22 protein-coding genes are annotated in these 25872 nt (G+C 37.6%); 9 read left to right on the top strand and 13 right to left on the bottom strand.

From position 1 onward, the window contains the following. Nucleotides 1-36: 36 nt before the first annotated feature. The 4 genes from ltrA to H7992_RS09790 all read right to left on the bottom strand — a co-directional run bounded on the left by ltrA (nucleotide 37) and on the right by H7992_RS09790 (nucleotide 5044). Nucleotides 37-1833, bottom strand: coding sequence for a group II intron reverse transcriptase/maturase (ltrA, locus tag H7992_RS09805; protein WP_187044899.1), 1797 nt, complete (start codon nucleotides 1831-1833; stop codon nucleotides 37-39). Between the two features lie 678 nt (nucleotides 1834-2511). After that, nucleotides 2512-3207 (bottom strand): DAK2 domain-containing protein, encoded by a 696-nt coding sequence (locus tag H7992_RS09800; protein ID WP_187047430.1) that lies wholly within the window; start codon nucleotides 3205-3207, stop codon nucleotides 2512-2514. 94 nt (nucleotides 3208-3301) lie between these two features. Beyond that, a complete protein-coding gene (locus tag H7992_RS09795) occupies nucleotides 3302-3973 on the bottom strand; it encodes an ABC transporter ATP-binding protein (RefSeq protein ID WP_187047847.1) in 672 nt (223 codons plus the stop codon). A 3-nt stretch (nucleotides 3974-3976) separates the two neighbouring features. Continuing rightward, the gene (locus H7992_RS09790) at nucleotides 3977-5044 is read right to left on the bottom strand and encodes an ABC transporter permease (protein WP_187047429.1); all 1068 of its coding nucleotides are present in this window, start codon (nucleotides 5042-5044) and stop codon (nucleotides 3977-3979) included. Between the two features lie 267 nt (nucleotides 5045-5311). Here H7992_RS09790 and H7992_RS09785 point away from each other — a divergent pair, with 267 nt between their 5' ends. Then, complete coding sequence (locus H7992_RS09785) at nucleotides 5312-6307, top strand: EAL domain-containing protein (RefSeq protein WP_187047428.1); 996 nt, start codon at nucleotides 5312-5314, stop codon at nucleotides 6305-6307. Between the two features lie 115 nt (nucleotides 6308-6422). Next, nucleotides 6423-7340, top strand: a complete 918-nt coding sequence (locus H7992_RS09780; RefSeq protein ID WP_187047427.1) for a MerR family transcriptional regulator — start codon at nucleotides 6423-6425, stop codon at nucleotides 7338-7340. A gap of 42 nt (nucleotides 7341-7382) precedes the next feature. On the opposite strand, the gene H7992_RS09775 is transcribed toward H7992_RS09780, so the two are convergent. Beyond that, nucleotides 7383-7796 (bottom strand): pyridoxamine 5'-phosphate oxidase family protein, encoded by a 414-nt coding sequence (locus H7992_RS09775; protein WP_187047846.1) that lies wholly within the window; start codon nucleotides 7794-7796, stop codon nucleotides 7383-7385. Between the two features lie 104 nt (nucleotides 7797-7900). Here H7992_RS09775 and H7992_RS09770 point away from each other — a divergent pair, with 104 nt between their 5' ends. From H7992_RS09770 to H7992_RS09750, 5 genes are all read left to right on the top strand, one after another. Beyond that, nucleotides 7901-8359, top strand: coding sequence for a hypothetical protein (locus tag H7992_RS09770; RefSeq protein ID WP_187047426.1), 459 nt, complete (start codon nucleotides 7901-7903; stop codon nucleotides 8357-8359). Between the two features lie 1210 nt (nucleotides 8360-9569). Continuing rightward, nucleotides 9570-10652 carry an iron-siderophore ABC transporter substrate-binding protein gene (locus H7992_RS09765; protein ID WP_187047425.1) on the top strand — a complete coding sequence of 361 codons (1083 nt, stop codon included), beginning with the start codon at nucleotides 9570-9572 and terminating at the stop codon, nucleotides 10650-10652. Continuing rightward, a complete protein-coding gene (locus H7992_RS09760; protein ID WP_187047424.1) occupies nucleotides 10645-11685 on the top strand; it encodes a FecCD family ABC transporter permease in 1041 nt (346 codons plus the stop codon). The genes H7992_RS09765 and H7992_RS09760 overlap by 8 nt, the downstream gene beginning before the upstream one ends. Then, complete coding sequence (locus H7992_RS09755; RefSeq protein WP_067207974.1) at nucleotides 11682-12713, top strand: FecCD family ABC transporter permease; 1032 nt, start codon at nucleotides 11682-11684, stop codon at nucleotides 12711-12713. Before H7992_RS09760 ends, H7992_RS09755 begins: the two co-directional genes overlap by 4 nt. Then, on the top strand, nucleotides 12713-13528 hold the full coding sequence (locus H7992_RS09750) for an ABC transporter ATP-binding protein (RefSeq protein WP_187047423.1): 816 nt from the start codon (nucleotides 12713-12715) through the stop codon (nucleotides 13526-13528). The genes H7992_RS09755 and H7992_RS09750 overlap by 1 nt, the downstream gene beginning before the upstream one ends. A 449-nt stretch (nucleotides 13529-13977) precedes the next feature. Here H7992_RS09750 and H7992_RS09745 read toward each other — a convergent pair whose 3' ends face one another. From H7992_RS09745 to H7992_RS09725, 5 genes are all read right to left on the bottom strand, one after another. Further along, entirely contained in the window at nucleotides 13978-14361 is a 384-nt protein-coding gene (locus H7992_RS09745) for a VOC family protein (RefSeq protein ID WP_067207969.1), read from the bottom strand. Nucleotides 14362-14565: 204 nt separating this feature from the next. Continuing rightward, nucleotides 14566-14841 (bottom strand): ArsR/SmtB family transcription factor, encoded by a 276-nt coding sequence (locus H7992_RS09740; RefSeq protein WP_187047422.1) that lies wholly within the window; start codon nucleotides 14839-14841, stop codon nucleotides 14566-14568. Between the two features lie 376 nt (nucleotides 14842-15217). Further along, nucleotides 15218-17827 carry a phosphoenolpyruvate synthase gene (gene ppsA / locus H7992_RS09735; protein ID WP_187047421.1) on the bottom strand — a complete coding sequence of 870 codons (2610 nt, stop codon included), beginning with the start codon at nucleotides 17825-17827 and terminating at the stop codon, nucleotides 15218-15220. 910 nt (nucleotides 17828-18737) lie between these two features. Next, on the bottom strand, nucleotides 18738-19361 hold the full coding sequence (locus H7992_RS09730) for a GyrI-like domain-containing protein (RefSeq protein WP_222618012.1): 624 nt from the start codon (nucleotides 19359-19361) through the stop codon (nucleotides 18738-18740). 451 nt (nucleotides 19362-19812) lie between these two features. Further along, complete coding sequence (locus H7992_RS09725; RefSeq protein ID WP_067207961.1) at nucleotides 19813-20001, bottom strand: hypothetical protein; 189 nt, start codon at nucleotides 19999-20001, stop codon at nucleotides 19813-19815. A 258-nt stretch (nucleotides 20002-20259) separates the two neighbouring features. Here H7992_RS09725 and uvsE (H7992_RS09720) point away from each other — a divergent pair, with 258 nt between their 5' ends. Further along, nucleotides 20260-21213, top strand: a complete 954-nt coding sequence (gene uvsE, locus H7992_RS09720) for a UV DNA damage repair endonuclease UvsE (RefSeq protein WP_187047420.1) — start codon at nucleotides 20260-20262, stop codon at nucleotides 21211-21213. A 271-nt stretch (nucleotides 21214-21484) separates the two neighbouring features. Continuing rightward, nucleotides 21485-22450 carry a UV DNA damage repair endonuclease UvsE gene (gene uvsE / locus H7992_RS09715; RefSeq protein ID WP_187047419.1) on the top strand — a complete coding sequence of 322 codons (966 nt, stop codon included), beginning with the start codon at nucleotides 21485-21487 and terminating at the stop codon, nucleotides 22448-22450. Between the two features lie 652 nt (nucleotides 22451-23102). On the opposite strand, the gene H7992_RS09710 is transcribed toward uvsE (H7992_RS09715), so the two are convergent. The 3 genes from H7992_RS09710 to H7992_RS09700 form a co-directional block, all read right to left on the bottom strand. Next, entirely contained in the window at nucleotides 23103-23642 is a 540-nt protein-coding gene (locus tag H7992_RS09710; protein ID WP_187047418.1) for a PadR family transcriptional regulator, read from the bottom strand. A gap of 42 nt (nucleotides 23643-23684) precedes the next feature. Next, nucleotides 23685-24869 (bottom strand): YhgE/Pip domain-containing protein, encoded by a 1185-nt coding sequence (locus H7992_RS09705; protein WP_187047417.1) that lies wholly within the window; start codon nucleotides 24867-24869, stop codon nucleotides 23685-23687. A 562-nt stretch (nucleotides 24870-25431) separates the two neighbouring features. After that, nucleotides 25432-25785 (bottom strand): hypothetical protein, encoded by a 354-nt coding sequence (locus H7992_RS09700; RefSeq protein WP_187047416.1) that lies wholly within the window; start codon nucleotides 25783-25785, stop codon nucleotides 25432-25434. Nucleotides 25786-25872 lie beyond the last annotated feature (87 nt).

Genomic DNA, 25872 nt, shown 5'->3' with positions numbered 1-25872 from the left:
GTTTCCCATCATACGGCGCTCCATCTACTTTAAATTTCAGTCAATAAGTTCTAAGTTACAGAACTTTCGATATTGGTTTGTTTTCTTTATTTGTTCGTCTGTTAGTTTTAGGAATTTAATTAACCTATTTATTGTTTCATCTTTTGTTGCATGTATTAACCTGTGAACATCTTTATGAAGAATTCGCAGATTTTTAAATTCATCTGTTCCTTCAAGACTAATTGGTTTGTAGTGATGGCAATGAACATCTTCTGCAAAGAGAAAAAGTTCAGTGATTTCACATTTACCATTTTTCATGCTGTATCTGCTGATACGATTATCCATATATTCAGTAGTTCTATTTGGAATATAGGAGTTCATGAGTTTGTTAATCTCTGTAAAGATGTCAGGCTTTAACTTTTGATGAATTTTATCTCTTCCACCTACCGTAAATGGTGTTAAGTCTTGTGAGAAATTCATATTATTAGAAGTTTTTATATCCGCTAAGGGAAAAAGGTAAACTTCTGCAACTTTATGGGTTCTAAAGTTGTTTCTATAGAATTTCTTATAAACTTTGGTAGGATTTTTAGGTTTTTCATATTTTCCTACACTTTTAAGACGATTAATCGTGAAATTTGAAAGGTCAAAGGCCATTCGTGAGAATTCTATATTAACCATTGTCGCTTTTATGAAATAGTTGTGTAGTCCGAGTATGAAGCTATTAAACTTCCTAGCATTTTGTGCTGTTGGGGAGTTTCTTAATGTTTTGATTCTTGCCCTATACTCTTTCTTAATATCCTGTTTTTTCTTATCCATTACCCCAGTTTGAGCTACGAATATATTTCTTTTCATTTCTGCCCTTATTGTGAATCCTAGAAATTCGGATTTGCTTTTTCTTAGATTCACAATTTGTGATTTTTCTGGTGATATATCGAGTTTAAGACGGTCTTTTAGGTAAAGCCTAACTGCATGAAACCACTTTTCAGCTGTCTTCCAGTCTTTACACATGATTTTAAAGTCATCTGCATAACGGACAATGAAACCCTCTTTTAGTTTGGTGTTCTTTAGTGCTGTGTATTTATTCCACTGTGTATATTTGTGTTGCGTTTCAAAGAGTTCCCATTGTCCAGCTACCCATTGGTCTAAATCGTTTAGAACGATATTAGATAATAAGGGGGATAAGATTCCGCCTTGTGGTGTTCCTTTAGTTGGTATGCCTTCTCCATCAATCTCTGCTTTGAGCATTTTACTGATGATTTTCAGGACTTGTCTATCTTGTATTCCTATATTCCACAATTGTTTTATTAGCAGCGTGTGATTGATATTGTCGAAAAATCCTTTAATATCAATGTCTACTACAAAGTGCAATTTATTTCGATTGATAAGAAATTGGGTTCTAGCCATAGCATGATGTGTTGACCGTAAAGGTCTAAACCCATAACTATGATTGTAAAACTTAGCTTCTGCAATCGGTTCTAATACTTGTTTAAAACATTGTTGGATAAGTCTATCCATAATGCATGGAATACCTAATGGTCTTTCATCTCCATTAGGTTTAGGAATAAATACTCGTCTCACTTTTTTAGGTTGATAATTTAACAGGATACGTTGTACTTCCGCAACTATTTCTTCATCTTTCATGGTTTTTATATTATTTATCGTTCTACCATCTGTACCTTGTGTTTTTGACCCTTTATTTGATTTAATAGCACGAAAAGCTAAGAGAATGTTTTCTCTTGAGATGATTAATTCGTAAAGTCTAGTGAATTTTTCATCTTGTTTTGACCTTTCATATAAATCAGTAAAGGTATCAGTCATATTGTAGTATTCCCAATATCTTAGGTTAGTTTGCATTGTGGCATCACGCCTTTCTTGTGTGATATTCCCACATTCTTACCAGACCTTTGCAATTCACTTTTGAGAAAATCGACTATTATATTTAAAGTAGACTTGGGGCTATTCCTCCATTACCATTACAGTAACTTCAAAGGTTCATGCCCCTACTTTCACAAGAATAAATGCATTTCGACATTATCTGTCTTATAGCAACCGTTAGGGTGCTAGCCCTTAACAACGTTCTTTGCTTCCCTTGTTCCTTGTTTTCTAGCTGTACATATATCGTTAGATGTTCCCTTTGAGCCTGTAAGTCTGTTAGCAACTTAGTCTGCTACACGGTTTTCATAGTGAACACTCTTACTCATCGTGAACTTACCATGCGTTGTGCATGACCATACCTTTCGTATATGGCGAATGTTTAGACCCGTACATTCGGAAATTCGTCAGTTCCTAATAGAACATTCTCATCATAGATATTTTATAGCCACCCGAACTATCAGATACCATATTCACTGTATTAGCTGAACTTAGTGTATCCTTCGCCCGACTTCACCTAGCTTCATACCTTCAATCCCTAACAGGATAGAACGCATGTAGGAGTATCAGTGTGGATGTTTCTAGGGGACATGTCCCTATCATTCCATCTATCGAAAACAAAGTTAGATTACGAAAATGTAATCCTCACATTTCACGGTTTTATCCGTTTATAGCGAAACAAGTCGCACGTCCACTATCCTTAAATTCCACGTCAGCAGATACGTAGTCTGTTTCTTCAACCTCTACTTTCAAAAAGTAATTAGTTATACCTTCAAGAAAACAAACAAATCCTTTTCCACCGGCGTCTACCACTGAAGCATCTCTTAATACTTTAAGCTGCTTACGCGTGGATTGTAGTGATTGGGTGGCGGCTTCCAGCGAGATGGTAAATAGTTGAGAAAAGTCGGTTACACGATCTTTTAGTAAACGAAGAGAGTTACTCCAATCTTTCATAACCGAAATAATTGTTCCTTCTACTGGATTGGAGATTGATTTGTATGCATAGAGTACCGCACTTTCTACTGCTTCAGAAAAACCAGATAACGTTATCTCCTTTTCATCGTCCAATCCTAGATGAAGTCCATTCAGAAACTGCGCAAAAATAATACCAGAATTCCCTCTCGCACCTGTTAATGCCGCATCTGCAATCGATCCTATTGTTTCTTTTGCAGAGCCTTTCATTTGTGTTTCTTCAATAATATTTTGCATCGTAAATGTTAAGTTTGTTCCGGTATCACCGTCAGCTACTGGAAACACATTTATTCTATTAAGTTCATTCTTATGTTTAATAACCCTATTTGCGCCTGAGACAAAAGCATAATATAGCTTCTCACTGTCCAAGTGTTTACTGTTCATTTGATTTCACCACCTTTTCAAGATTCTTTCTACATAATTCATTTTCTATGTATGGAGAAAGGTGCCTTAACCATTAGTAAGGCACCAGACTTCTTTATTTTTCTTGCACAAGTACACCGTCTGTCATTTTGAATACCTTGTCGCAATAGTCTACGAGACGTATATCATGTGTGACGACAATGGTCGTTGTGTTTTTGTTCTTTGTTTCGTTTTTCAGTAGTTCCATAACTTCATAGGCACGATCTGAGTCAAGAGATGCTGTTGGTTCATCAGCTAAAATAATGGAAGGGTTACTGTATAACGCTTTGGCAATTGCCACACGCTGACGTTCTCCGCCAGACAAGTCTGCAGGGTATTTAGTTCGTAAATCCCCAATACCCAAGTCATCATATAACTCTTCTAATTTTTTTTTCGTCATATTTTCTTTCTTAACTTGGTCCAATAGTTTTAACTGATTGGCGACTGTTAAAAATGGAACTAGATTCGATGCTTGTAGAATGAACCCAATTTCCTTCAACCGAATCTTTGAACGCTCTTTCTCATTTAAATCCGCTAGATTCTTATCATTTATGACCACAGACCCTGAAGTGGGTGTAAGAAGCCCGCCGACAATTGTTAGAAATGTGCTTTTACCGGAACCAGACGGACCGATAATAGCTATCAGCTCACCCCTGTCTGCAGTAAAATTTGTTTCCTTCATTGCTTCTATTTCTTTATGGCCACTGCCGAATGTCTTTTTCACTTGTTTTAATTCTAAAACTACCATCATTTACCCTCCTATTGCTTTCAATGGATCGATTCGAACAATTGTAAGAACTGAGAACACCGCACCCAATATCGCAACTCCTATTAGTACGAGTCCGTAGATGACCATTGTTACAACATCGAATGCTACTGGTACCGCACTTGGTAGAAATGAACCGGTGATTAACGTCAATCCGAAACCTACTGCCACACCAATCGCAGCTAATATAAATGTTTGTGCAATGACTGAACGTGACAGATAGTTATTAGAAATACCTTGAGCTTTCATGACGCCAAACATACTGATTTTTTGGACGGTCAATACGTAAAGGAAAATTGCAACAATGACCGCTGAAATACCAAACAAGAAATAAATCATGAAGTTTAATGTTAAACTCTGTTCCGTGTACCCTGGTAAACTCCGTATAAATGTTTCAATTTCAATGGATTCCAATGAATCATTTTTCATGTCAGCAATTGGTTCATCCCCGCGAACAACAATTCCACTTATACTTTCCTTATTTGCTTCGGCTGCTTCACCGAATTTCACTGATTGGAAAGTAGACAAATCTCCATATAGCACTGGAGCCGCATTAAATCTTGCATTGTCTGTGAAACCTACAATAGTTAATATTTCGTCAGATGATGATAATTGCAGTTCATCGTCTACTTTAAATCCATCTTCTTTTAATGCATCACTGGCGATAACTTCATTGCCTTCTGCAAATTCTTTGCCTTCCGTCACATTCGGCATAATGAATTCATCTTTGTTTATCCCAAAAATAGATACGTTCGTCTTATTATCACCATTGCCGGCAACTGCATTTATTTGACCGATTACGGCAATTTCTTCAGCATCGATTTCATTTGCATCTTGAATTGTTAATGAAGATTGGTACATGCTCTTATCCGATTCCTCTGTCAAAATGATTTCTGTTGCTTTCCATTTATCAACTGATTCACGATTCAGATTTTCTAAGCCTGTAGCAAGTCCCGATAGAAAGAACACTAAGTATGATACGAGCATTAGAACACCAATGATCAACGTAAAGCGTAATTTGTTTTTCTTAATTTCATTTAAAGCTAAAAACATTTCTTCACATCCTTATGTAATTTTGGTTTAAGTAGTTTACATTTTCGAGATTATTTAGCAGCTATCTATCCATTAATTTAATCGATTCAAAACTGTTACCCCTTTCCTAACTTCTCAATTCTTTTCTATTTCTGAACTCAATTAAAACAGAGTAATAAAAGTTTGTCAAACCTTTGTACACTCTAAACAATAAAACGTTATACAAATGATAAGGGTTGTTATATACTAGATGGAGAGGATTCTAGCCAAAGATTAGGAGGAGACTATATGCACATTTGTACTTCATGCAATCCAACGGAGCTGTTTTACAAAATCCGTATTTCTGGAGAAAGTAATTTAACTCACCTTCCCCAACTTATGTCTTACCTTAAAAGTAACGACTTATTGGTCAACTCCCGTGATAATATCATTGTTGTAAGAGAGGCTGCGGTTGCGGGGCTATACGATTATTTCAGTGATGTAATGGAAGTAAAGTCAATTTATTTTAAAGTGGACGACAGTGACTGGAAACCGATTAATGAAATAATTGAATTGCTAGAATTTAAATGGATTGACCAGGTCATACTTAAAAACAACGTCACATTTCACATACAGCCAATCGTTACGAAAAGCCAAGAAGTCTTTGCTTATGAAATGCTGGCCCGTTTCCAAGATGATAACGGAAATTCTGTGGCTCCAAGTAAAGTATTTACAGCAGCAAAAAAAAGAAACCGTACTTATGCGCTAGATCGCGTTTGCAGAATTGCTGCCGTTAGGAACGCCGCCGCTATTCATAAGAAAGTGTTCATTAACTTTATCCCGACTTCAATCTACTCTCCCGAACATTGTCTCAGAACTACCGTTCAACTTGCAATTCAGTTGGGGATCCCTTTTTCTCAATTAGTCTTTGAAGTAGTTGAGACAGAAAGTGTGGATGATATTGAGCATTTGAAAAAAATATTAACTTTTTACAGAGAAAGGGGTTTACACTACGCGCTGGATGATGTGGGTGTAGGCTTTAGCACAATTGAAGTCCTTGAACAATTAATGCCCAATTATATGAAGTTAGACATGAAATTTGTACAGGGGGTATCTGGTGATTTAACAAAACAGGCAGCTGCTAAAAAGTTTTTATCGAGTGCCTTACAAGTTGGTGCAATTCCGCTTGCTGAAGGGATTGAAGAGCGAGAAGACTTTGAATGGTTGAAAGAGGTCGGATACGAATTATTCCAAGGCTATTTGTTTGGAAAGCCAACACCTATCCCAACAGACCTAGCCAAATGATAGGCTGTGTTGGGATCGAATTTCCCCATTGTATAACGTTAAAACTACAACATTGTACAAAACATCCAAATTCCCTATACTTACACTAAGACTTCTAGTTTGTCGAAAGGATGTAATGAACATAATCACTCCAGCAGATTCTAATGGTTTATATTTTATACAACAAGTTTCAGACATGACAGGATTATCGAAACAAGTAATCCGCAAGTGGGAAGAACGTTATAATCTTGTACAACCCAATCGATTAGAAAATGGCTATCGTATATATAGTGAGGCAGATATCAACTCCCTATTAAATGTGAAGACTCTTTCTGGGCAAGGACATTCCATTAAGCGTGCTGTCGAACTTACAAAGGATAGACGTAAGTTGTTAGATACTGTTCCAGATCCAATCCATGCGATTCAACATCAAAAATTGCTAAATGATTATGTCTTTCAACTTCTAGAAAAAGGATCCTATTGTGATGAATTGGAATTATATCTAGTGTTGCAGCAGGCTTATCATTCTTTCGGATTAAACGATTTTTTAACATCTGTGATTGTTCCATTTTTAAATGAGGTCGGTAATAAATGGCACATGAAGGAATGGAGCGAGTATCAGGAATCTGTCTCAAGCTTGGTCGTACGAGACTTCCTAGTGCAAATTCGTCGTAACTATCAAAGCAGTGACGATGCACCTTTAGTCTTAGGAGCATGCCTGCCTTATGAACGTCATGAAATCCCTTTGCACATACTATTATTGCAATTTATGATGAAAGGCTGGAAAACAGTATTGGTTGGTACTTCTCCTGCTCCTGGCGCCATAGAGTCTCTGGTAGAAAAATTGAAGCCTGCAAAAGTACTGCTATCAGCAACAACAACAGCCCCTTTTATAAATGATCCGGATTTACTGGAGAGTTTAGATCAGTTTGCAGCTAATAATAAACATATTGATTTTTACCTAGGTGGCATGGGTGCACTCGACTACGCAACAAACAAAACACTTCAGGCAATCCACGTCACCAGTTCACTTGAAGAAGCCTTACGCCAATAAACCAAAAAAAGGTACCAGCTCCTAATGCTGGTACCTCTTTGTTCATAGTGTAATCTCTTTTGGTTCGTCACCTTTTTTATTCATCAGCCGAATTGAATCTGGTGAAATTTTCAAGATAACAAGATCGGAATCCTCAGGACCACTGAACCATGGTTTCAGATGCTCATTCCATACTTTTTCTTTTACACTTTCATCGTCGGAAATACTGACAGTTCCTTCTATTTCAAGATATTCGTCACCCACACCTTCTCCTTCATAACCAATTAAGATATGGGTATGTGGATTCACTTCAAGTTCATCCACTTTCTGCGTTTGTTTTGATGTTGCGGTGTAAAGCGTAAATTCATCACTGAAAAAAGTCATATAACGAGTGTGTGGCTTGTTTTGTTGAACTGTAGCCATCGTACCCACGAAGCTTTCTTTCAATATTTTCAGTGCTTGTTTTTTTTCATCCATCATTATCTACTCCCTTTTTTAGCCCTATTGGAGTTTACCTCGCTAAGAAGTGAACTAAACATCATTTACTGAAATGGAAATAAATAAGTGCAAGGAGTGAAAATATGCTTTTAACAAGACGGGGCCTGCAAAGAGCTTTTTTATATGGACTGATTTCAGGTTTATTCTTAGCTGCATTATTAAAAATTATTGAGCACATTACTCGTTTTAAAGTTTACACGCTATTATTAAACGTCGATTATATTCCTTACATCAAAACGTTTGTCTTTCCAGAACTTGTTGAAGTAGGTTTTCATCTAATTGTCTCGATAGCTTTATCGATTTGTTTGTATTTGATGATTATTAATGGAAAGATTTCATCTAGTAGGAAAATCATTGTTTTATGTACCTTCGTCTCTTTCATCATTGGTGTAGCAATATTCCCTACGACCACATTTTCCGACAGAACGCCTGCATTTACTAGTATTCCCTCATTTTCATACTGGATTGTAGGGCACATTATGTATGGCTGTATAATGGGTATATTGTTTGCTCGTTATTTAACAAAAGAAAAAGGATTTTAAGCCGTCAGAAGTCAAGGTGCAGAAACAGTATTCCTCCGCCAATCGTTGTAAAACGGCATGCGTAGCCAATATTGAAATATCCGTGAATAATTCAATATACAATGTACAGGCTTTCCCTTTTGATGGTCCCAAATTCATATAATAATTTAGGTGTTTATAATTGATAATTTGTTCTAACAAGAGTTAAACAGTAATTTTTTTCTACTACAAATCGCCTTTTCATTCGAAAGCTATTGTCCTGTCATTATTCATCATAATGAGTCACCTATTTCCAATCAAAAAGAAGAGAGGTAAGTATGACTACTCCCTCCCTTCCTCTCGAATATAATGATTAGGTTATAATGTTGCTTGCCAACCTCCGGTACCCGAAGTCCGGTAAGTGTATCAAGTTTTCACGGTGCCTAATCATCACCAGATTTTTAACCTCAGGATTCCACAAAAGACACCCCGATGCCCATTAACCTTTCCTTTGAATAAATCTTAGTCATGGCCAATGGTCAACTTTATTATATGCATCGTCACATGAAATATGCACGATAGCCTGATCTAAGTAATTATATCTAAATACATAGCTTCCAAGTCTTACTTATACATCAATGTTTGGAGTGTTTAATCCAAATTAGTTCTATCAACTTATACTGATTTTTAAACATTTCTGCATTAATCAAGGCATCAGAAACAGATAGGTGAATGTTTTTAGTTTCCGCCGTCTGTTTTCTTGATTCCAAATAGCGCAAAGAACTCCAGGTTCATCCTTTTTTTAAAAAAATTCTGAGTTTTTTGTTATGCATTATTATCACTGAGAGTTTTTTGATTTTGTAAGAGTAAAGTGACGAAAATTCATTTCCCAATTCCAGAAGGGATATTAAAGCGGCTAGATTACACTATTGAGTACCAATGAATCGTGGAAATCAAAGAAGATTTGGATACCTATTCCCTCCCAACCGTACATCGCAAGTAGCTCTAATAAATTTTCATTGACAACCTATCAAAGTAAATATACATTAATAGAGAATGATTATCATTATCAATTATAAAAAGGAGACAATTAAAGAAAAATTTTATCCCCTTACTGATTCTTTGATCATCTTCGGAAGGTAAAGTTAAAACATCTTTCAAAAAACTTTACAAAATAAATAATGTGAGTTTATTCCGTAAAGTTAGTCACCAATCACTAAAAATACATTTTACGATAAGGAAGGTTATGAAAATGAATACGAAACTAAAAATCTCATTAAAAGCATTACTAATTTCGGCAATGGCTATGATACTACTAGTTGGTTGTTCAGGTGAGAAATCAAGTTCAACACCTGATTCATCATCGGAAAGTACCGAAACATCTAAAACAGAAAAACCTGCTTCTCAAGATAAAAATACTGAATTTCCGATCGTAATAAAGCATGCATTTGGCGAAACTGAAATTGCTAGCAAGCCTGAACGAGTTGTTACAGTTCAATGGGCTAATCATGATGTTGTTCTCGCTCTTGGAGTTATACCTGTAGGCTTCTCAGCCGCTAATTACGGGGTTCAGGATGACAGCGGACTTTTGCCTTGGACAGCTAAAAAACTCGAGGAACTCGGCGCAGATGAACCTAATATCTTCCAGGATACCGATGGTCTTGATTTTGAGGCTATTTCAGATGCAAATCCTGATGTAATTCTTGCAGCTTACTCGGGTATAACACAGGAAGACTATGATGTTCTTAGTAAAATCGCTCCAGTCGTAGCCTATCAGGACGCTCCTTGGGCAACCGAATGGCGTGACCAAGTTATATTAAATTCAACAGGTATGGGAATGAAAGCAGAAGGCGAACAACTTATTAAGGACACTGAGAAACTAATTGAGGAGGAATCAAGTAAATATCCTGAGATGGAAGGCAAAAAAGTTGCCTGGGTCAACTTCTCGGCTAAAGATATGTCTAAACTCCATCTTTATACACCTAAAGATCCTCGAGGTGCTTTTCTAATTGAGCTAGGTATGGAATATCCTGAAAGTATCACGAATCAGATTACTGATCCTACTAGCTACTCATTGTCATTAAGCGCTGAGAATGCTGACATTCTTAACGACGTTGATATCATAATTGGATATGGTGATGAAAGCCTTTATGAAGCAGTTAAAGCTGATCCCCTGTTAGGCAAAATTCCAGCGATTCAAAGAGGTTCTGTTGTGTTCATTGGTAACGATACTCCTATGGCCGCTTCTGGAAATCCAAATCCACTTGCGATATCTTATACGATTGATGAATACCTTGAATTAATAGGAGGAGCCATTAAGAAATTAAATGAATAGTATATCGGTTTCCAAAATAAAAAAGTCAAGCTTACATATTCCGAAGAATTTTATAACAGTTCTGGTGATCTGTTTTGTCCTGCTCGGCTTGTGCATGTTTGCATCCCTGGCTTTAGGTTCTCGTATGGTGGGATTAAATGAAGTGATGGACGGTTTATTTCACCCTGACGTAAACTCCTACGAAGCAAATGTGGTTCGCAAAAGGATTTCACGAACAGTTTTCAGTTTACTTTGCGGTGCAGCACTCGGAGTTTCAGGAGCGCTTATGCAAGCGGTCACTCGCAACCCGATTGCAGACCCGAGTATACTGGGAGTTAATACAGGTGCATCATTGTTTGTCGTTTGCGGAATTGCATTCTTTAACATAAGCAGCGCCAATCAATATATATGGCTAGCTTTAGCTGGTGCTGCGCTTACTGCGATTTTCGTATTTGGTATTGGCTCTATGGGGCGTAGTGGAGCTACGCCCATTAAGCTTGTTTTGGCGGGAGCCGCTACAAGTGCCGCCCTTTCTTCCCTAGTCATCGCAATAATGATCCCACGTTCTCATGTCATGGATCAATTCAGGTTTTGGCAGGTAGGAAGTGTTGGCTCAGCAAACTGGAGCGCTATTACGACTTTTATCCCTTTTTTGATAATTGGAATACTGATAGCTATTATTTCTGCACCAGCACTAAATGCACTTGCCCTGGGAGACGATGTTGCAACCGGACTCGGCGTTAAAACAGGAATACTGAGGCTTGTTGCAGCTCTTGGGGCCGTTCTTTTGTGCGGCTCAGCTACTGCCCTGGCAGGTCCAATTGGCTTTGTTGGGCTTTTATCAACCCACGTCATGCGCCTTATTCTTGGCCCTGACCTGCGTTTTGTTATACCGATGTCTGCTATTTCAGGAGCCATCATTTTGACTGTATCAGATGTAAGCGGCAGGCTCATCGGTAGCCCTGGAGAGCTTGAAGTCGGTGTAGTTACAGCATTTATAGGAGCACCGATACTAATACTATTAGCTATGAAATCGAAAGTGCGGTCATTATGAAAAATGAATCTGTTAAGTTTATTATGGCGGGCAGACGTCAAAGACACCGTCGATGGATACTTGTTACCGGCTCCCTGGCAGCACTTGCATTCATTCTTTGCTGTGCGATGCTTTTACTGGGGAACACCATCTATCCCGTAATAGATGTAATCCGAGTACTTTCTGGAGAAGAACTCCAAGGTGCTTCTTTTGCCATTAATACCATACGTCTACCAAGAATGCTGGCAGGTCTTTTCGCTGGATTCGCTTTCGGCATTGCCGGAAACACCTTTCAGACTATGTTGCGCAATCCCCTAGCTAACCCGAATGTAATCGGTATTACTAGCGGCTCGAGCGCAGCGGCTGTTTTTTGTATAGTCATACTTCATACTAGCGGAGCTGTTGTTTCCATTGCTTCCGTGATTGCTGGCCTTGCTACTGTAATACTAATTTACATATTATCTAGGGGAAAGTCATTTTCAATCGGGAGATTAATTCTTATCGGTATAGGCATACAAGCCATGCTTGGCGCTTTAATATCCTATCTTCTACTGATCGGTGCAGAACAAGATCTCCCCGCAGCGTTCAGATGGCTCAGCGGTAGCCTCAATGGCTCACAAATGCACGAACTTCCGCCTTTGATACTATCAGTTTTCATCTTTACACCTATTATTATAGTGCTAGGAAAACACCTAAGTATATTGGAACTTGGAGAACAGTCAGCCACTTCTCTCGGAGTGAACACGGACAAGACAAGAATTGTGCTTATTTTTAGTTCCGTCTGCATGATTTCTCTTGCTACTGCTACCACGGGTCCAATAGCATTTGTCTCCTTCCTCTCCGGACCAATTGCAAAAAGACTAGTCGGAGTTGGCTTCTCAAGCGCAATTCCCGCAGGTCTTGTTGGCGTTAATTTAGTTTTGGCGGCAGATCTAATCGGACAATTTGCTTTTGTGGCCAGATACCCCGTGGGCGTCATTACTGGAATACTCGGAGCGCCGTATCTGATCTTCCTGCTAATCCGAATGAATCGAAGGGGAGAATTATAATGAAACCGACACATGTTTTTCAAGCCGAAGAGATAGTAGCGGGCTATGATAATAAAACGATCATCCATGGAGTCAGCCTTATTATCCCAAGTAATAAAATAAGCGTTATTATTGGAGCAAATGCCTGCGGAAAGTCTACGCTTCTTAAAACACTATCAAGGCTTATAAAGCCTACGTCTGGAAAAATCACTCTTGACGGAAGACCCATCAGCAAAATCCCATCAAAACAATTAGCTCGTGTTTTAGGACTGCTACCGCAATCCCCCATTGTTCCAGAAGGAATTTCTGTCGCTGATTTGGTTGGACGCGGAAGATTTCCGCACCAATCATTGCTCAGCGGTTGGACAAAAAAGGATTATGATGCAGTCGCCGAAGCTATGAGTATTATGGATATAACTGAGCTTGCAAATAATGATATTGACGAGCTTTCTGGCGGTCAAAGACAGCGCGTCTGGATCGCAATGGCTCTGGCTCAACAAACAGATATTTTATTTCTTGATGAACCGACAACCTTTTTAGATATCACATATCAAGTCGAAATTCTTGACCTACTCACAGACCTTAACCGAAAGCACGGAACTACGATTGTAATGGTTCTTCATGATATAAACTTGTCCGCGCGCTATGCAGACTATATTTTTGCACTTCGTAAAGGAAAGCTTATAGTTGAGGGTGAGCCATCAAAGGTTATTACAAGCACATTAGTTAAAGACATATTCGGCCTCGATTGTATGGTGATAAAAGACCCTGTTTCAGGCTCTCCTTATGCAATACCAAAAGGACGTTATCATGTTAATAATGAATGTACTCCTTAAATGACCCCAACAGTGAATCAAACTACACGATTTTATTTAAGCATTCATCATTACCCTTATGCTTATGTGCACATTCACTTCAGGCTTTGCCAGCATTCCTATCGACCTCCACTGCTTTGATTCGACACCAATACAGTAGAGGATTTTGAAAGGCTGGCAAGCTTTTTTGTTCTTTAAGTTGCATAACACTATAAGTAAATATAAAAAAGTCCAATTTCTCAATATTAAAATTGAGAAATTGGACTTTTTTCGTTACTCCGGAAAAGTGCCCTTTGATGGAATAAACTGAGTGCTGAAGCAATGCTGATTAACCGCTCAGTGAATCACTAGCTAGTTTAAATAAAAACTCCCTACATACGCAGATACTCAGTTCATTCCTATACCAAACGCTTTGGTGCCACGCGTTAATAGGTTGCTAAGCTTAACTCTACTCTGTTATCCGCATAAAGTTACTGCTGGATTATCTGAATATGGTTTCCACATGTATCATCGAAGACAGCTATTGTAACTTCGCCCATTTCTGTCGGCTCTATAGAAAAGTTCACGCCGTGTTTCAATAACCTATCGTACTCTTTGCGAACATCTTCAACACCAAACATTGTTACAGGTATGCCTTCTTCAAATAGTTTCTTTTGATACTCCTTGGCTGCTGGATGATTATTTGGTTCGAGCAAAATCTCAGTACCTTCTTGCTCCTCGGGAGAAACAAGTGCAATCCATCTAAATTCTCCGGTAGGAACGTCATGCTTTTTTACAAAGCCCAACGTTTCTGAATAAAACTCTAGTGCCTTGTCTTGATCTTCTACGAATATACTAGTAACAATAATTTTCATACTGTTTTTTGCCTCCTTTGATATTTGCGATGTATAGTGCTGTGCTAACAATCTGGTTGCAAGTGAAAAACACAAGTTCGTTCGAAACCCTATTTCTATAATATCCTTTTTTAATAAACCATTCAAAATACACTCAGTGACTTCATCCGCTTTTTATCCCCTTACTTACGTCTGCGGAATATTTTTTCTTGTTTTTCCACAAAATCACTTTATCCATCCATTCAGCAAGTTTTTAAGTGGTTCGGTGTTGAACATAAGTACTCGATATTTTCCCTTTCGTTTTGATTTTACAAGCCCTGCATCTTCCAATACAGAAAGATGTTTAGCTATCCCTTGTCGCGAAATGGTAAGGTTGTGCTTCGTAATGAGACGTACCGTAAGTTCATACAACGTTAGCTCGTTGCGTTCGGATAGTTCGTCTAATATCAGCCGCCGAGTCGAGTCGCCAAGTGCTTTGAATATAGCGTCTTTGTCCTTCATACATTAAGTATAAGCAACCGTGTAGTTGCTTGTCAATCGAACCGGATGCATACAATCCTTTTTCCAACTACCAAAGTTCACTTCATTCACTCAAGAAGTAACCTTAGCCCGAACCATCATGATTTTCACTTTCCCCAATAATTTGCGCTTATTTAAATTGTTATTTTGCACATCCAACTTTAAAAACCCAGCTACCTTCAAATGAGAAGATTGCTGGGTTTCATAATTTTTTTTAAAAAAATTCGGATTTCCCTAATTAGAAAATGACTGCTCATATGTCCTAGTCACAGGGTTCTAAACATAGACCCCAAAGCACCATGATGTCAATGATTCTTCTAATTCGTATGCTCTTCTTTTAAGATTTAAATGTATTGAATTATAGTATTTCTATATACCCTTCTGTTCCATTTACTCGAATACGTTGTCCATCTTTTATCAGCTTGGTAGCATTCTCCACTCCGACAACTGCTGGTAAGCCGTATTCACGTGCGATAACTGCTCCATGGGTCATCAGTCCACCAACTTCGGTAACAAGACCTTTTATGGAGACAAATAATGGTGTCCAGCCGGGATCAGTAAAGGAGGTGACTAATATATCTCCTTCTTTTAAAACAGTTTCTTCCATGTTTAAGATGACACGTGCTCGTCCCTCAATAACTCCAGAAGAAACAGGTAGTCCTACAATCGCTTCGGCTGGGAGATTTTCTCGTTTGTACTTACCTGCAATGATTTCACCATCAGACGTGAGTACACGCGGGGGCGTTAGTTTTCCATAAAATTTGTAGTCGTTCTTACGTTTGCTGATAATCTCGAAATCCAGTTTTTTTGTTCGTACGACTTCACGAAGTTCTTCAAATGTGAGATAGTATATATCTTCTTTTTTATGAATAACGTTGGCTTGTACGAGTTGTTCGGCTTCTTTCAGTAACGCCTGCTTATAAACGAAGTAGCGACTAATCATGCCGTATTTGGGATATTCACGATAACCGATGAAATTCCGGATTAGGCTAATCACTCGTTTTGTCTCTTCGGCTTTTCGTTTACCATCCGGTAATTGCATCAATCGATCTACTAACTCTTGTTCTTTTTTCAAAGCTGCCTGCCGCCCTTGCTCAAATTTCCGTTTGCCCGAATTAGGCTCAAGTTCTTTGATGTTACTGAGAATCATAGGGACAAGTGTAGTTGGTTTTTCACTCCAACGAGTTTTAGTCATATCGATTTCTCCAGCACATCGCATTCCGTATTTGTTGAGATAAGCTATTATTGCATCTTGGCTTTCCTGTCCTCCTTCAAACGTAACGATTCCCTCCAAAAAGTTATCATCTTTTACATGCTGTAAATAATGAATTACTTCTGGAAATGGACGAATCACATCTGCGACATCCAATAGCGCCAGACCCATTTCCGAAGTAATATTGTTTGGTACAGATTGGGAAAGCGTGTCTGCTACGTTTTTTTCACCCAACCACATATTCATTTTTTCATTGATCCATGATGAAGCATCCATAGCAGTCATAATCACACCCAAACTTTGTGGGTCAAATAGAATCTTCTTTAATTGCTGCAGATCTTCTAGTATAAAATCAAATAAATCTGATCCTGATTTCGTTTGGATGGTTTGTTTTAACTCGTTTATCGATGTTTCACTACTATTTATCAATTCAGAAACGATTGTAGGATCGTTTTTGAATTGTGTTTGAAAACCCGCAGAAGACATACTTTTATTACTACTTGGACTCAGCTCTTTGTCATCAGTTGGTAACAATTTAATGAAATCCCGCTCGATTATGGTCATTAGTGCGTCTTTTATGAGCGGATCAGATTGTCCCAGCGTATCTACTAAAATTTCTCTGCTAACAGGTGAAGCCAGACTATGTGTGATATCAACAAACAGCCTTCCACCAGCTTTACGCATGGGTGCAGGGGTCGTTAACAGGTAAAAAGCCAATCCTAATGGTTTCATGGGGTCGGTCATCATTTGTTGATGACCGACAGAAACGTAAACGTGATTTTCTTGATCATTCGCTTCAGGGACAGGGAATAAAGTAGTGATTGGGCGACTCTGGACAATATAAAATGTATCTTCAACCAAACACCATTCGATATCTTGTGGGCAACCAAAATAAGCTTCAATCTGTCTTCCTTTGCGTGCTAGTTGTAAAATTTGTTGGTCAGTAAGTGTTTGAGACTTTTGCAGATCAGGATTGATCTGCTGCGTCTCTGTTCCGCCTTCTTTTAGCCCATAGGTAGCCAGTTTTTTGGTTGCTATCATCTTATCGACGATTTCATCTTTTTGCACCTTATAGCAATCCGCCGATACCAAGCCGGAAACAAGGGCCTCCCCTAGTCCAAAGCTAGCATCGATCGATAGTAGCTTTCGATTAGAAGTAAGCGGATCAGCAGTAAATAAAATTCCTGAAGCCTGTGGAAAAATCATGCGTTGAATGATAACGGATAGGAAAACTTGGCTGTGATCAAATCCATTTTGGATTCGGTAAATTACTGCGCGATCAGTAAATAGGGAAGCCCAACATTTACTGATGTGGCGCAATACTTTATCTCTTCCGATGATATTTAAATAAGTGTCATGTTGACCAGCAAAGGAGGCAAATGGAAGATCCTCGGCTGTTGCACTTGAACGAACAGCATATGCATGCTCTAGGCCAAATGTTAAGAGACATCGATCGATATCTTGTTCGATCCCCTTCTCGATTTCAATCCCCTCAATCAGCTCACGAATCTTCCTGCTAATTTCACTAATTCTTTTTCGTTCGTCCACTTTTTGAACTGCTAGTTGCTCTAGTAATTGTTGAAGCTCCTCATTTTCCCCAATGACTCTTTTATATGCCTCAGTGGTAACACAAAAACCTTCTGGTACAAGTGTTCCTTCGATCCTCGAACACTCACCCAAATTCATCCCTTTGCCACCAACCACCATTTGACTCATTTTATCGATTTCCCGTAACTCTAGTACATATGGTTTCATTTCTTTCCCTCCCATTTATCGCTCAATACCAAGACGAATCATATGACAAAAGTTGTTCATCTGATCAACCAATTACGCTGTCCACTCGTTCTTGCTCCTGGCGAAGTTCCATATTCATATCAAACACTTCTTTTCTCAAAAAAATATTGACTAAAAAGGGCTTTATGATGTATAATTAAAATAGGGTAATCTATATACTAATTCCTTAATGATGTGTAACTATATAAATTTACCACAGTTTCTCATTTTTTTCAATGAATTTATGCGATCATAATTGTTGCGAATTCGAAGATGAAATATGATATCCAATTATTTAGTGTAGCATCAGGAAAATACGGATTTAAAACATTAAGAAATTCCAATATTAAAAAGTCCAATTCCTTAGTATTAATATTAAGATATTGGGCTTTTTTCGTTCCCCCTTATTAAAGAGCCTGATCACTGAGCACACTGCTGTTCAATTTGAAAGAGACGTTTTTTTCACTTTTTATAAACAATCAATTCCAACCAAATTCTTACCATAAAAAAACACCTAAAACATTAAAATCAACAATGTTTTAGGTGTTTTTTATTGAATCAATTTTCGTTACATAATGTCCCACGAGGACGTTTTTAGAGCGTTTAATTCCTGATATACCTAGGTTTCTTCTATTCAATCTCTATAATATGTGTAAGGCTTTTCATGACGTTATTTGTTATAAAGACTTACTTTTCCGAGTTAACGCTACCCAATATTCTCTTTAACTATATACACTGACCACTTATGTATTTTGCAACTTCAAATACTCTTTTTCGAATTCATTCGTCTGGCATAAAATAGCATTACTAATTGAATGGGAATATACAAAATACAGCTTGGGGTATTCGAGAATACGATTCGTTATAAATAAAGCGCGAAACGAACATTTTTTTATTTAGAAACTTTAAATCTTAGCACAGTCTTTAATTTTTCTGGAGCTGTTCTTCTTGCATCTGTAATATAGATTTCTCTATGGCTTTTTTCAATTCGTATCAAACCTTGTTCCTCACAATACTTTTCCATCTTAGAAAACGTTTCTGGTTCTTTATCGTAGCTACCATGGTGCATCATCTGAACACATAATCCATCAGAAAAAGATTCGAGTGTTGCTGTATCAACTGGTAAATGTTTCTTTTTTGCTCGTACACTTTCAACAGCCCTTTGAAAAAGTTCCCTCGTCACAAAGTCAGGCTGTCTGATCATTAATTGATAGACAAAATGATTTTTATCCAGGTAATCCAATTTTCTTCCCTCTTCATCTAAATCCCAAATTCCTTCAAGCGGAAATACTGTATATTCATAGTAGTCTTTTGGTGTGTAGCCACCCTTTCGCATCATTCGAATACTATAAGACAATGCATATAAAATTTCCACATTTACCCGGAATGAATCGCTATCTGGATGTCCTGCACCTTGCAATTTGATATACGACTTTTCGGTATCATTGTAAATAGTAGGTATCTGTTTTGGTAAATAGATTTTTTTATCCTTTTTTCGCCACTCATACTTTATCAATAAATTGCCCCCCTCATACTTCGTTTCTCTATCTACTACATTGTGCCAATTTGCTTCTTCCCATCCCAAGCAGTCTTCCACACGTGCATACTTTAACCGCCTTTTCTATTTATAATTGCTGCCTAGTTCTGTATGGTATTATCTTCGTCAAAATCGCCACCACTTCAGACTAGACTTGTTCCTTCTATAATAGGGGATTCAAGTGAAAGTATCAAAAAAACTCAAACTATTCTAGCCTGTACAATCTAGATAGCATATCTTATCTTCATTTCTCATATTTCTATTCCCTCTTTCAGTAACGTACTCGTTAGTTGAATAAGTGTTACCCAAAAGAGTGAAATACCATATTTTTTTACAATGCCATTGTATGTTTGCAACCTTTTAGATAATAATATATTTGTGAGTAGTAACTTAAAAAGACTCAGAATAACTTCTGAGTCTAAACTTCTTATCATTTTCTCCCCAGTAGCGCCATTAAACCTTTATACATTAGGACAAGGGAGAAAATCACAATTGCCAAAATACCTATTAAGTTAGTTATCGGCTCTAAACCCGCTAAAAAAGTATCTGATAAGGGAACCTTTAATAATGCAAATCCAGCTAAAATACTAGCCAACATCAAAAGAATAAATCGATCCATTTAGTTTAACCTCCTCTCAATACATTATATGAACAAGTAAAAGGAAGGTTGAACCAATTGTCTCTCATGGACCGTTAGCTTATATAAAGCATACTCAATTAACGAAGCGGGTTAACCATTCTCATTTTGTGTATACATAAATGGATTTATGCAGATAATATTTATGTATAAATTTCCCCTCACTGTTTAAAATGCTCTTAGAAATTATGTGTCAGATTAGATTTCAACCTCAAAGTATTGAATAAAGGGGAAAAGTAGATGAAAATCCGGTTCGGATATGTAGGTAATGCACTAGGCTTATGGGATGCGAGTCCATCAAAAACTCTAACTTTTACACGGTATTCAACGCTCCCTATAAACGAGAGAATGGAAAAATTGAAATCGATAACAGCACAAAATTTACAGCACACAAAAAGAATTTTGTATTATAATATCGCGCATGAAATAGAATTATACCGGTTTTCAAGCTCACTTGTCCCTTTAGCAACCCATCCGGAAGTGATGTGGGATTTCTTAACTCCATTCAAAAACGAATGGGAAGAAATCGGGAATTTAGTCCGAAATTTCAAGCTTAGAGTAAGCTTTCACCCAAATCAATTTACACTTTTCACAAGCCAAAGAGAAGAAGTCACAACGAATGCAGTAAGAAGTATGGAATATCATTTTAGGATGCTCAAAGCTATGAACATTCTTGATACGGGATTAATTAATATTCATATTGGCGGAGCCTATGGGGATAAAACTGCGTCATTAAACCGTTTCCATCAAAATCTCAAAAAATTGCCAAAGGAAATTAAGAAGCAGATGACGCTAGAAAATGATGATAAAACGTATGATGTTCGGGAAACACTCATTACTTGTGAAAAGGAAAACATTCCAATGGTACTCGATTATCATCACTATATGGCGAATAACGTGGAGAGTGACCTCCCTCTTTACTTAGACCGCATATTTAAGACTTGGAATACCTTTAATATTGTCCCAAAAGTTCACATTTCTTCACCGAAATCAGATCAAGCCTATCGTTCTCATGCCGACTTTGTTTCTTTAGACTTTGTCCTCCCCTTCTTAAAGATGGCAAAGGAGCTTAATAAGGACTTTGACATAATGATAGAAGCAAAACAAAAAAACCTTGCCATGCTGAAACTTGTAGATGAAATAGCTGCAATTCGAGGAGTCAAACGTATTTCAGGGTCATCTGTGGAATGGTAACCGCGAAGAATAGAGTTATTCAATTATTGAGTCCAGATTTTGAATCGAGCTTGAGGCCAACAGGATGTAGGTCATGCAACCGTTGCCGCAGGACGCGGCGAACTTAGATTGCCATTCTTTCTTTGGTCAGCGGACATTTGGACACCCGCTTAACAGGTAAAAAAACGCATTCATCTCCCACCTATGGAGGTGAGAGTCTTCTGTAGCTGACGCTTCGCTTTCAGTACATAAACATTTGCTGAATAATGATAATACAGATGAGGTGGAATAAATGACGATTGTACGTCTTGGTTATGTCGCAATGAGTATGGAACTTGATAATGCATCCCCTTCGCAAACAATGACTTTTACCCAATTCAAAAAAATTGATGATCGGGAAGCTGCCATCCGTAAATTAGAATGTATTGCACTTTCGAATTTACATAATACACTAAGACTGTTAAAACATAATGTAGCGTCTGATATTCATTTTTATCGGCTAACCTCTCGCCTTATTCCTTTAGCAAACCACGAGGAGCTTCTTAAATGGAATTATATAAAGCCATTAATAGAACCGCTTCGTGAGATTGGAGATTTCGCAAAAAAACATAAGATTAGAGTTGATTTTCATCCAGATCACTTTGTTCTGATTAATTCTAAAGAGAAGCATATCTTAAAAAATTCAATTAGTACCTTAAAGCTACATTACTTATTACTAAAGGCGATGGGGATTGACCCGACTCATCGCTGTGTCATGCATGTTGGTGGTAATTATAAAGAAACCGAACTCTCACTTGAACGTTTTGTTGATAATTGGATGGACGTCCCGAAAAGGATTCAAAATATGATTATGCTTGAAAATGATGATACTTCTTTTACGTTAGAAGATACACTTTACTTATGTGAAAAACTAGATATACCTCTAGTTTTCGATTATCATCATCATCTGGCCCATCACCTAGGTACAAATTGGGAAACCAACTGGAATAGAGTTATTCAGACATGGAGACATTCTCCGCTCTCAATAAAAATGCATATATCAAGTCCAAAGAGTGATAAAGCTTTTCGCCATCATTCAGATTATGTAGACATCGATATGTTTTTTAGATTCCTTCATGAAATAAAGGGCAGTATTCCACTAATTGACTGCATGATTGAGGCTAAGAAAAAAGATGAGGCGCTTTTCAAATTAATGGATGAAGTAAAAGCAAGGAAAGACGTTGAAATTATTGATGGCTCTTCATTCTCTTTAAAGTAAATGAAAAAGAGGTTACTTCCACAATTAGTTGAATTGTTTGTACATCGTTTTATAATGAAGTGGAAAAGAGCACAATCTGTAATTTTCAAAAAAGCATATTGGTAATAAATAAAGAGGACATTGAAGCCATTTGTATCGCTGATTTCGCAATGAAAAAGAGAAAGAGTTACGCTACCATCATGGTGAACCTAGCCGATGGTCGGGTCATTAACCCCGTAGAATCAAGAGAGATAGAAGATGCAGTTATCTAGCTTTCTTTTTTTGCTAATATAAATTATGTCTCAAGAGATGGCTCTCTTACCACTGAGATTTGGATAGCCCCTCCTGAAGCCCACCATATCAGTGATCGATTTCAACTAGTGATAAATTTGACGGACGCAAACACTCATTTGAATAAAATGTATCTCTATTCTACAGGACAGACAAACAATTACTTGAATGAAAATAAAAATGAACCGTTATTTCCTTATGCAAGGACGTAACGATTCATTTAATAAAGTAATTTTCTTTACCCAAAAGACTTCTTTAGTTTGATAAAAACCATACAGTAAGCAATAATCATAAAAGCTGATACCAACATAACTCATATAGAATAAACCCTTTAATTACACGGAAGTACAAGCTTCCAATAGCGTTAGATTCATTCATCCAATTATATTTTTCTTTGTTTTATAAGGTCTATCAACACTTCAAGCCAGCTCGCTGTATGCTCGGCCTTGCTGGGGAAATAATCGCCCATAAATTCCATGAGCTTTTCTTTTTCTTTTCCAACATCTACGTGCTCATTTAAACTTTTCAAATACTCCCAGCGGTCTTTATGATCGGCTAACTTCCTTTCAAGAATGGCAATCACTTTGTCGCGATCAACGTACTCGATACTGGCTAAGCCCACAAGCATTTCACTGATTTTGTCGGCTTTTTCAAATAACTTGTATATTTTTTTCGGCAGTTCTTCACGGCCTTTTGCAGTAATGGAAAATACTTGCTTGTCAGGCCGATGATCTTCTTTGATGATTTCCACTGCCTCGATAAGTCTTTGTTTTGCTAAAGTATTAAAATTATAATACAACTTACTTTCTGTCAATCCGGCAAGTTTATCAAATGGAATCGGATCCGACAGCTGTCTTTTTAATTTATATGGATAATTATTGCCTTCGATTAATTTACTCAAAATGTATATTTGGATTGTCATGATCAATCTCCTTCGGCAAGTGACTCCCTCATTGTAACAAAATCATGCAGTGATTTCAGCCGTCTCAATACTTACAGACTCTGTTTCAGGTTCCGATACAGGCTGCGGCTTGTGAAGGAAAGCCACAATTAATATATTAATTAACATAGCCCCGGCTCCCACAGCCACCATCATCCACTGATTAGGCGCTGCACTGACGCTGCCATATAATGTCGCGAAGTACGCTTGGACAGAATAGTACATCGGCGAAATATAGCTCATCCATTCATATGGCAAGTACATCATTTCCCGAGGGATTGTCGCACCGTTGGCAAGTGTTTGGACCAATAGTATTGGCAAGTTGAGAACCATTCCGCCTTCACCCATCAAGAAAATTAAAATCGCCGTGAAATTGAAGCATACCATATAGTTCAAAATTTGCTGTGCAGTCAGGCTCACAAATATGTCAGCTCCATGGCTGCTGACTAAATATGCTATACCCAAAGCTACAAGGGATGATACAACCGCGATTAACAATGCTGTTAATTGAACATATAAGAATAGCCGCGTTTTGCTTGCTTTTCCGCGACTGGCTCTAAATGCTCCGACTAATTGCATAGCGCCAATCATTGCACCCGTGTATCCGGCCATTGTTAAGAACATTGGTAGCATAGTATTATTCATGCCCGCTGGAATCTCATTGATCGTGACCAAATTTCCAGCATATGCAGTTTCGATCATTTCCGCCATTTCAGTTGCTTGCTCTTCGGGTATATTCAAATTCATCAATACACCTTGTGCTGTTTGTGTGGAAAACTGTGCGCTTAATTGATTATTGATTTCGTTAACGATGGAAGTCATTGTCGAAGAAACAACTGTCGCACTTGCTCCATTGGTTGTAAAGTCAATGCTTGATGCTGTTTCCCCATTTTGCATGTCTTCAGAAAACGTTACAGGAATATGGATGATTAACGCCAATTCATTTTTTTCTAATTGTGCTAACGCTTGCTTGTTTGTCAAATCCGTTTCAATTTCTTCAAATGGTAGTTTCTCTGCAAGTTGTTCTGCAATCATTATCCCATATTCGCCTGCATCGTCATTCACCATAGCGATCGGCATTTGATCAATATTATTCGGAATGGCTGAATACCCGGGGATAAATATTCCGAGCATGGCGATTGCGTAAAAAATCCCCATAAAAATAGCGGCAATAGCCCCTTTTGTTTTTAAGAAATGTATAAATTTCATGTATTTCTTCCTTCTTTCTAATAAAATATGTTTTTCGGTTTCAACAAAGTACTCTAATTAGAGTACTTCCGTATCTTACTCTTCCCTTTTTTAAAAGTCAATTGAATCGATTTCATATTACGTACTCTTAAAAAATCATAAAGAAACAGAGTCCAAATGATTTCTTTAAAAAACGAATGAAAATTCCGATTACGCTGTTGTGAATAGTTGAAGCTGGATGAGTTGATTAACTGCAAGTTACTAGTATTGCACTCAATATGAACTCCGACGAAATGAACTTTGGCTTTCTCTCCTGTATAATGTTAGATCTGATTTAGTAGAAAATAACCTTTGAGATTGGTGTTTACACGTTCACTGGAATTTCGTTCCTTATAAGAATTCATTCCATCTCATCAATCCTCTTACAGGCGCTGTATATCGTCTGAGTTCATAATCTGTCTACTTTCTAAATCGACTTGGAAAAAGGATGGACACCAATATTTACAATTTTTTAGTAATCCTCTAGAGCTACATCCATTGAAGATAATCATGTTAATTGCTCTTTACGCTACAATCAATTTTATTAATTGATAAACAGAAATAGCTTTTTACTCCGTCCCTCTTCAGCCGTTTGCAGTAAGTGATCAGTATAGTCAACCCATTTCATCTTTCCACACCTTGTTTCGATTTTTCCAGTTAATTCTACTTCAATAGCAGTCATCAGATGGACCACTTTTGTTATGGGCAATTTAAAATGACGGCCCGCGAGTTCGTACGGAGAATTTTCCACTAGAAGACTAAGAAAATGATCAGCCGTTTCAGCACTTTCAGCCAAAGAATCCTCTAACTCAATGACAAACTGATACAGGCTCCTTTTTTCTTCCGTAAGCTTTTTAACCTCGCTTCTTAGTAAAAACTCCATTAATCGATCATGCATTTTCCTCACCTCACGTATTTACAACTTAAAAACCCAACCATTCTTTAATTAAAGAATGGTTGGATAGACTTTACTAACTTGCTTTTT

The sequence above is a fragment of the Sporosarcina sp. resist genome (assembly GCF_014302295.1).
In the GTDB taxonomy this organism is placed as follows: Bacteria; Bacillota; Bacilli; order Bacillales_A; family Planococcaceae; genus Sporosarcina; species Sporosarcina psychrophila.
Note: the sequence above shows the minus strand (reverse complement) of the source record. Positions and strands in the feature narration are given on the sequence as shown.

Excerpts from the sequence above, each read along its gene's own strand:
- H7992_RS09725 (WP_067207961.1), bottom strand. The coding sequence starts at position 20,001 with ATGGATCGATTTATTCTTTTGATGTTGGCTAGTATTTTAGCTGGATTT.
- H7992_RS09760 (WP_187047424.1), top strand. The coding sequence starts at position 10,645 with ATGAATAGTATATCGGTTTCCAAAATAAAAAAGTCAAGCTTACATATT.
- H7992_RS09755 (WP_067207974.1), top strand. The coding sequence starts at position 11,682 with ATGAAAAATGAATCTGTTAAGTTTATTATGGCGGGCAGACGTCAAAGA.
- ppsA (WP_187047421.1), bottom strand. The coding sequence starts at position 17,827 with ATGAAACCATATGTACTAGAGTTACGGGAAATCGATAAAATGAGTCAA.
- uvsE (WP_187047419.1), top strand. The coding sequence starts at position 21,485 with ATGACGATTGTACGTCTTGGTTATGTCGCAATGAGTATGGAACTTGAT.
- uvsE (WP_187047420.1), top strand. The coding sequence starts at position 20,260 with ATGAAAATCCGGTTCGGATATGTAGGTAATGCACTAGGCTTATGGGAT.
- H7992_RS09765 (WP_187047425.1), top strand. The coding sequence starts at position 9,570 with ATGAATACGAAACTAAAAATCTCATTAAAAGCATTACTAATTTCGGCA.
- H7992_RS09770 (WP_187047426.1), top strand. The coding sequence starts at position 7,901 with ATGCTTTTAACAAGACGGGGCCTGCAAAGAGCTTTTTTATATGGACTG.
- H7992_RS09710 (WP_187047418.1), bottom strand. The coding sequence starts at position 23,642 with ATGACAATCCAAATATACATTTTGAGTAAATTAATCGAAGGCAATAAT.
- H7992_RS09750 (WP_187047423.1), top strand. The coding sequence starts at position 12,713 with ATGAAACCGACACATGTTTTTCAAGCCGAAGAGATAGTAGCGGGCTAT.
- H7992_RS09705 (WP_187047417.1), bottom strand. The coding sequence starts at position 24,869 with ATGAAATTTATACATTTCTTAAAAACAAAAGGGGCTATTGCCGCTATT.
- H7992_RS09785 (WP_187047428.1), top strand. The coding sequence starts at position 5,312 with ATGCACATTTGTACTTCATGCAATCCAACGGAGCTGTTTTACAAAATC.
- H7992_RS09700 (WP_187047416.1), bottom strand. The coding sequence starts at position 25,785 with ATGCATGATCGATTAATGGAGTTTTTACTAAGAAGCGAGGTTAAAAAG.
- H7992_RS09780 (WP_187047427.1), top strand. The coding sequence starts at position 6,423 with ATGAACATAATCACTCCAGCAGATTCTAATGGTTTATATTTTATACAA.
- H7992_RS09740 (WP_187047422.1), bottom strand. The coding sequence starts at position 14,841 with ATGAAGGACAAAGACGCTATATTCAAAGCACTTGGCGACTCGACTCGG.
- H7992_RS09790 (WP_187047429.1), bottom strand. The coding sequence starts at position 5,044 with ATGTTTTTAGCTTTAAATGAAATTAAGAAAAACAAATTACGCTTTACG.
- H7992_RS09795 (WP_187047847.1), bottom strand. The coding sequence starts at position 3,973 with ATGGTAGTTTTAGAATTAAAACAAGTGAAAAAGACATTCGGCAGTGGC.
- H7992_RS09800 (WP_187047430.1), bottom strand. The coding sequence starts at position 3,207 with ATGAACAGTAAACACTTGGACAGTGAGAAGCTATATTATGCTTTTGTC.
- ltrA (WP_187044899.1), bottom strand. The coding sequence starts at position 1,833 with ATGCAAACTAACCTAAGATATTGGGAATACTACAATATGACTGATACC.
- H7992_RS09775 (WP_187047846.1), bottom strand. The coding sequence starts at position 7,796 with ATGGATGAAAAAAAACAAGCACTGAAAATATTGAAAGAAAGCTTCGTG.
- H7992_RS09745 (WP_067207969.1), bottom strand. The coding sequence starts at position 14,361 with ATGAAAATTATTGTTACTAGTATATTCGTAGAAGATCAAGACAAGGCA.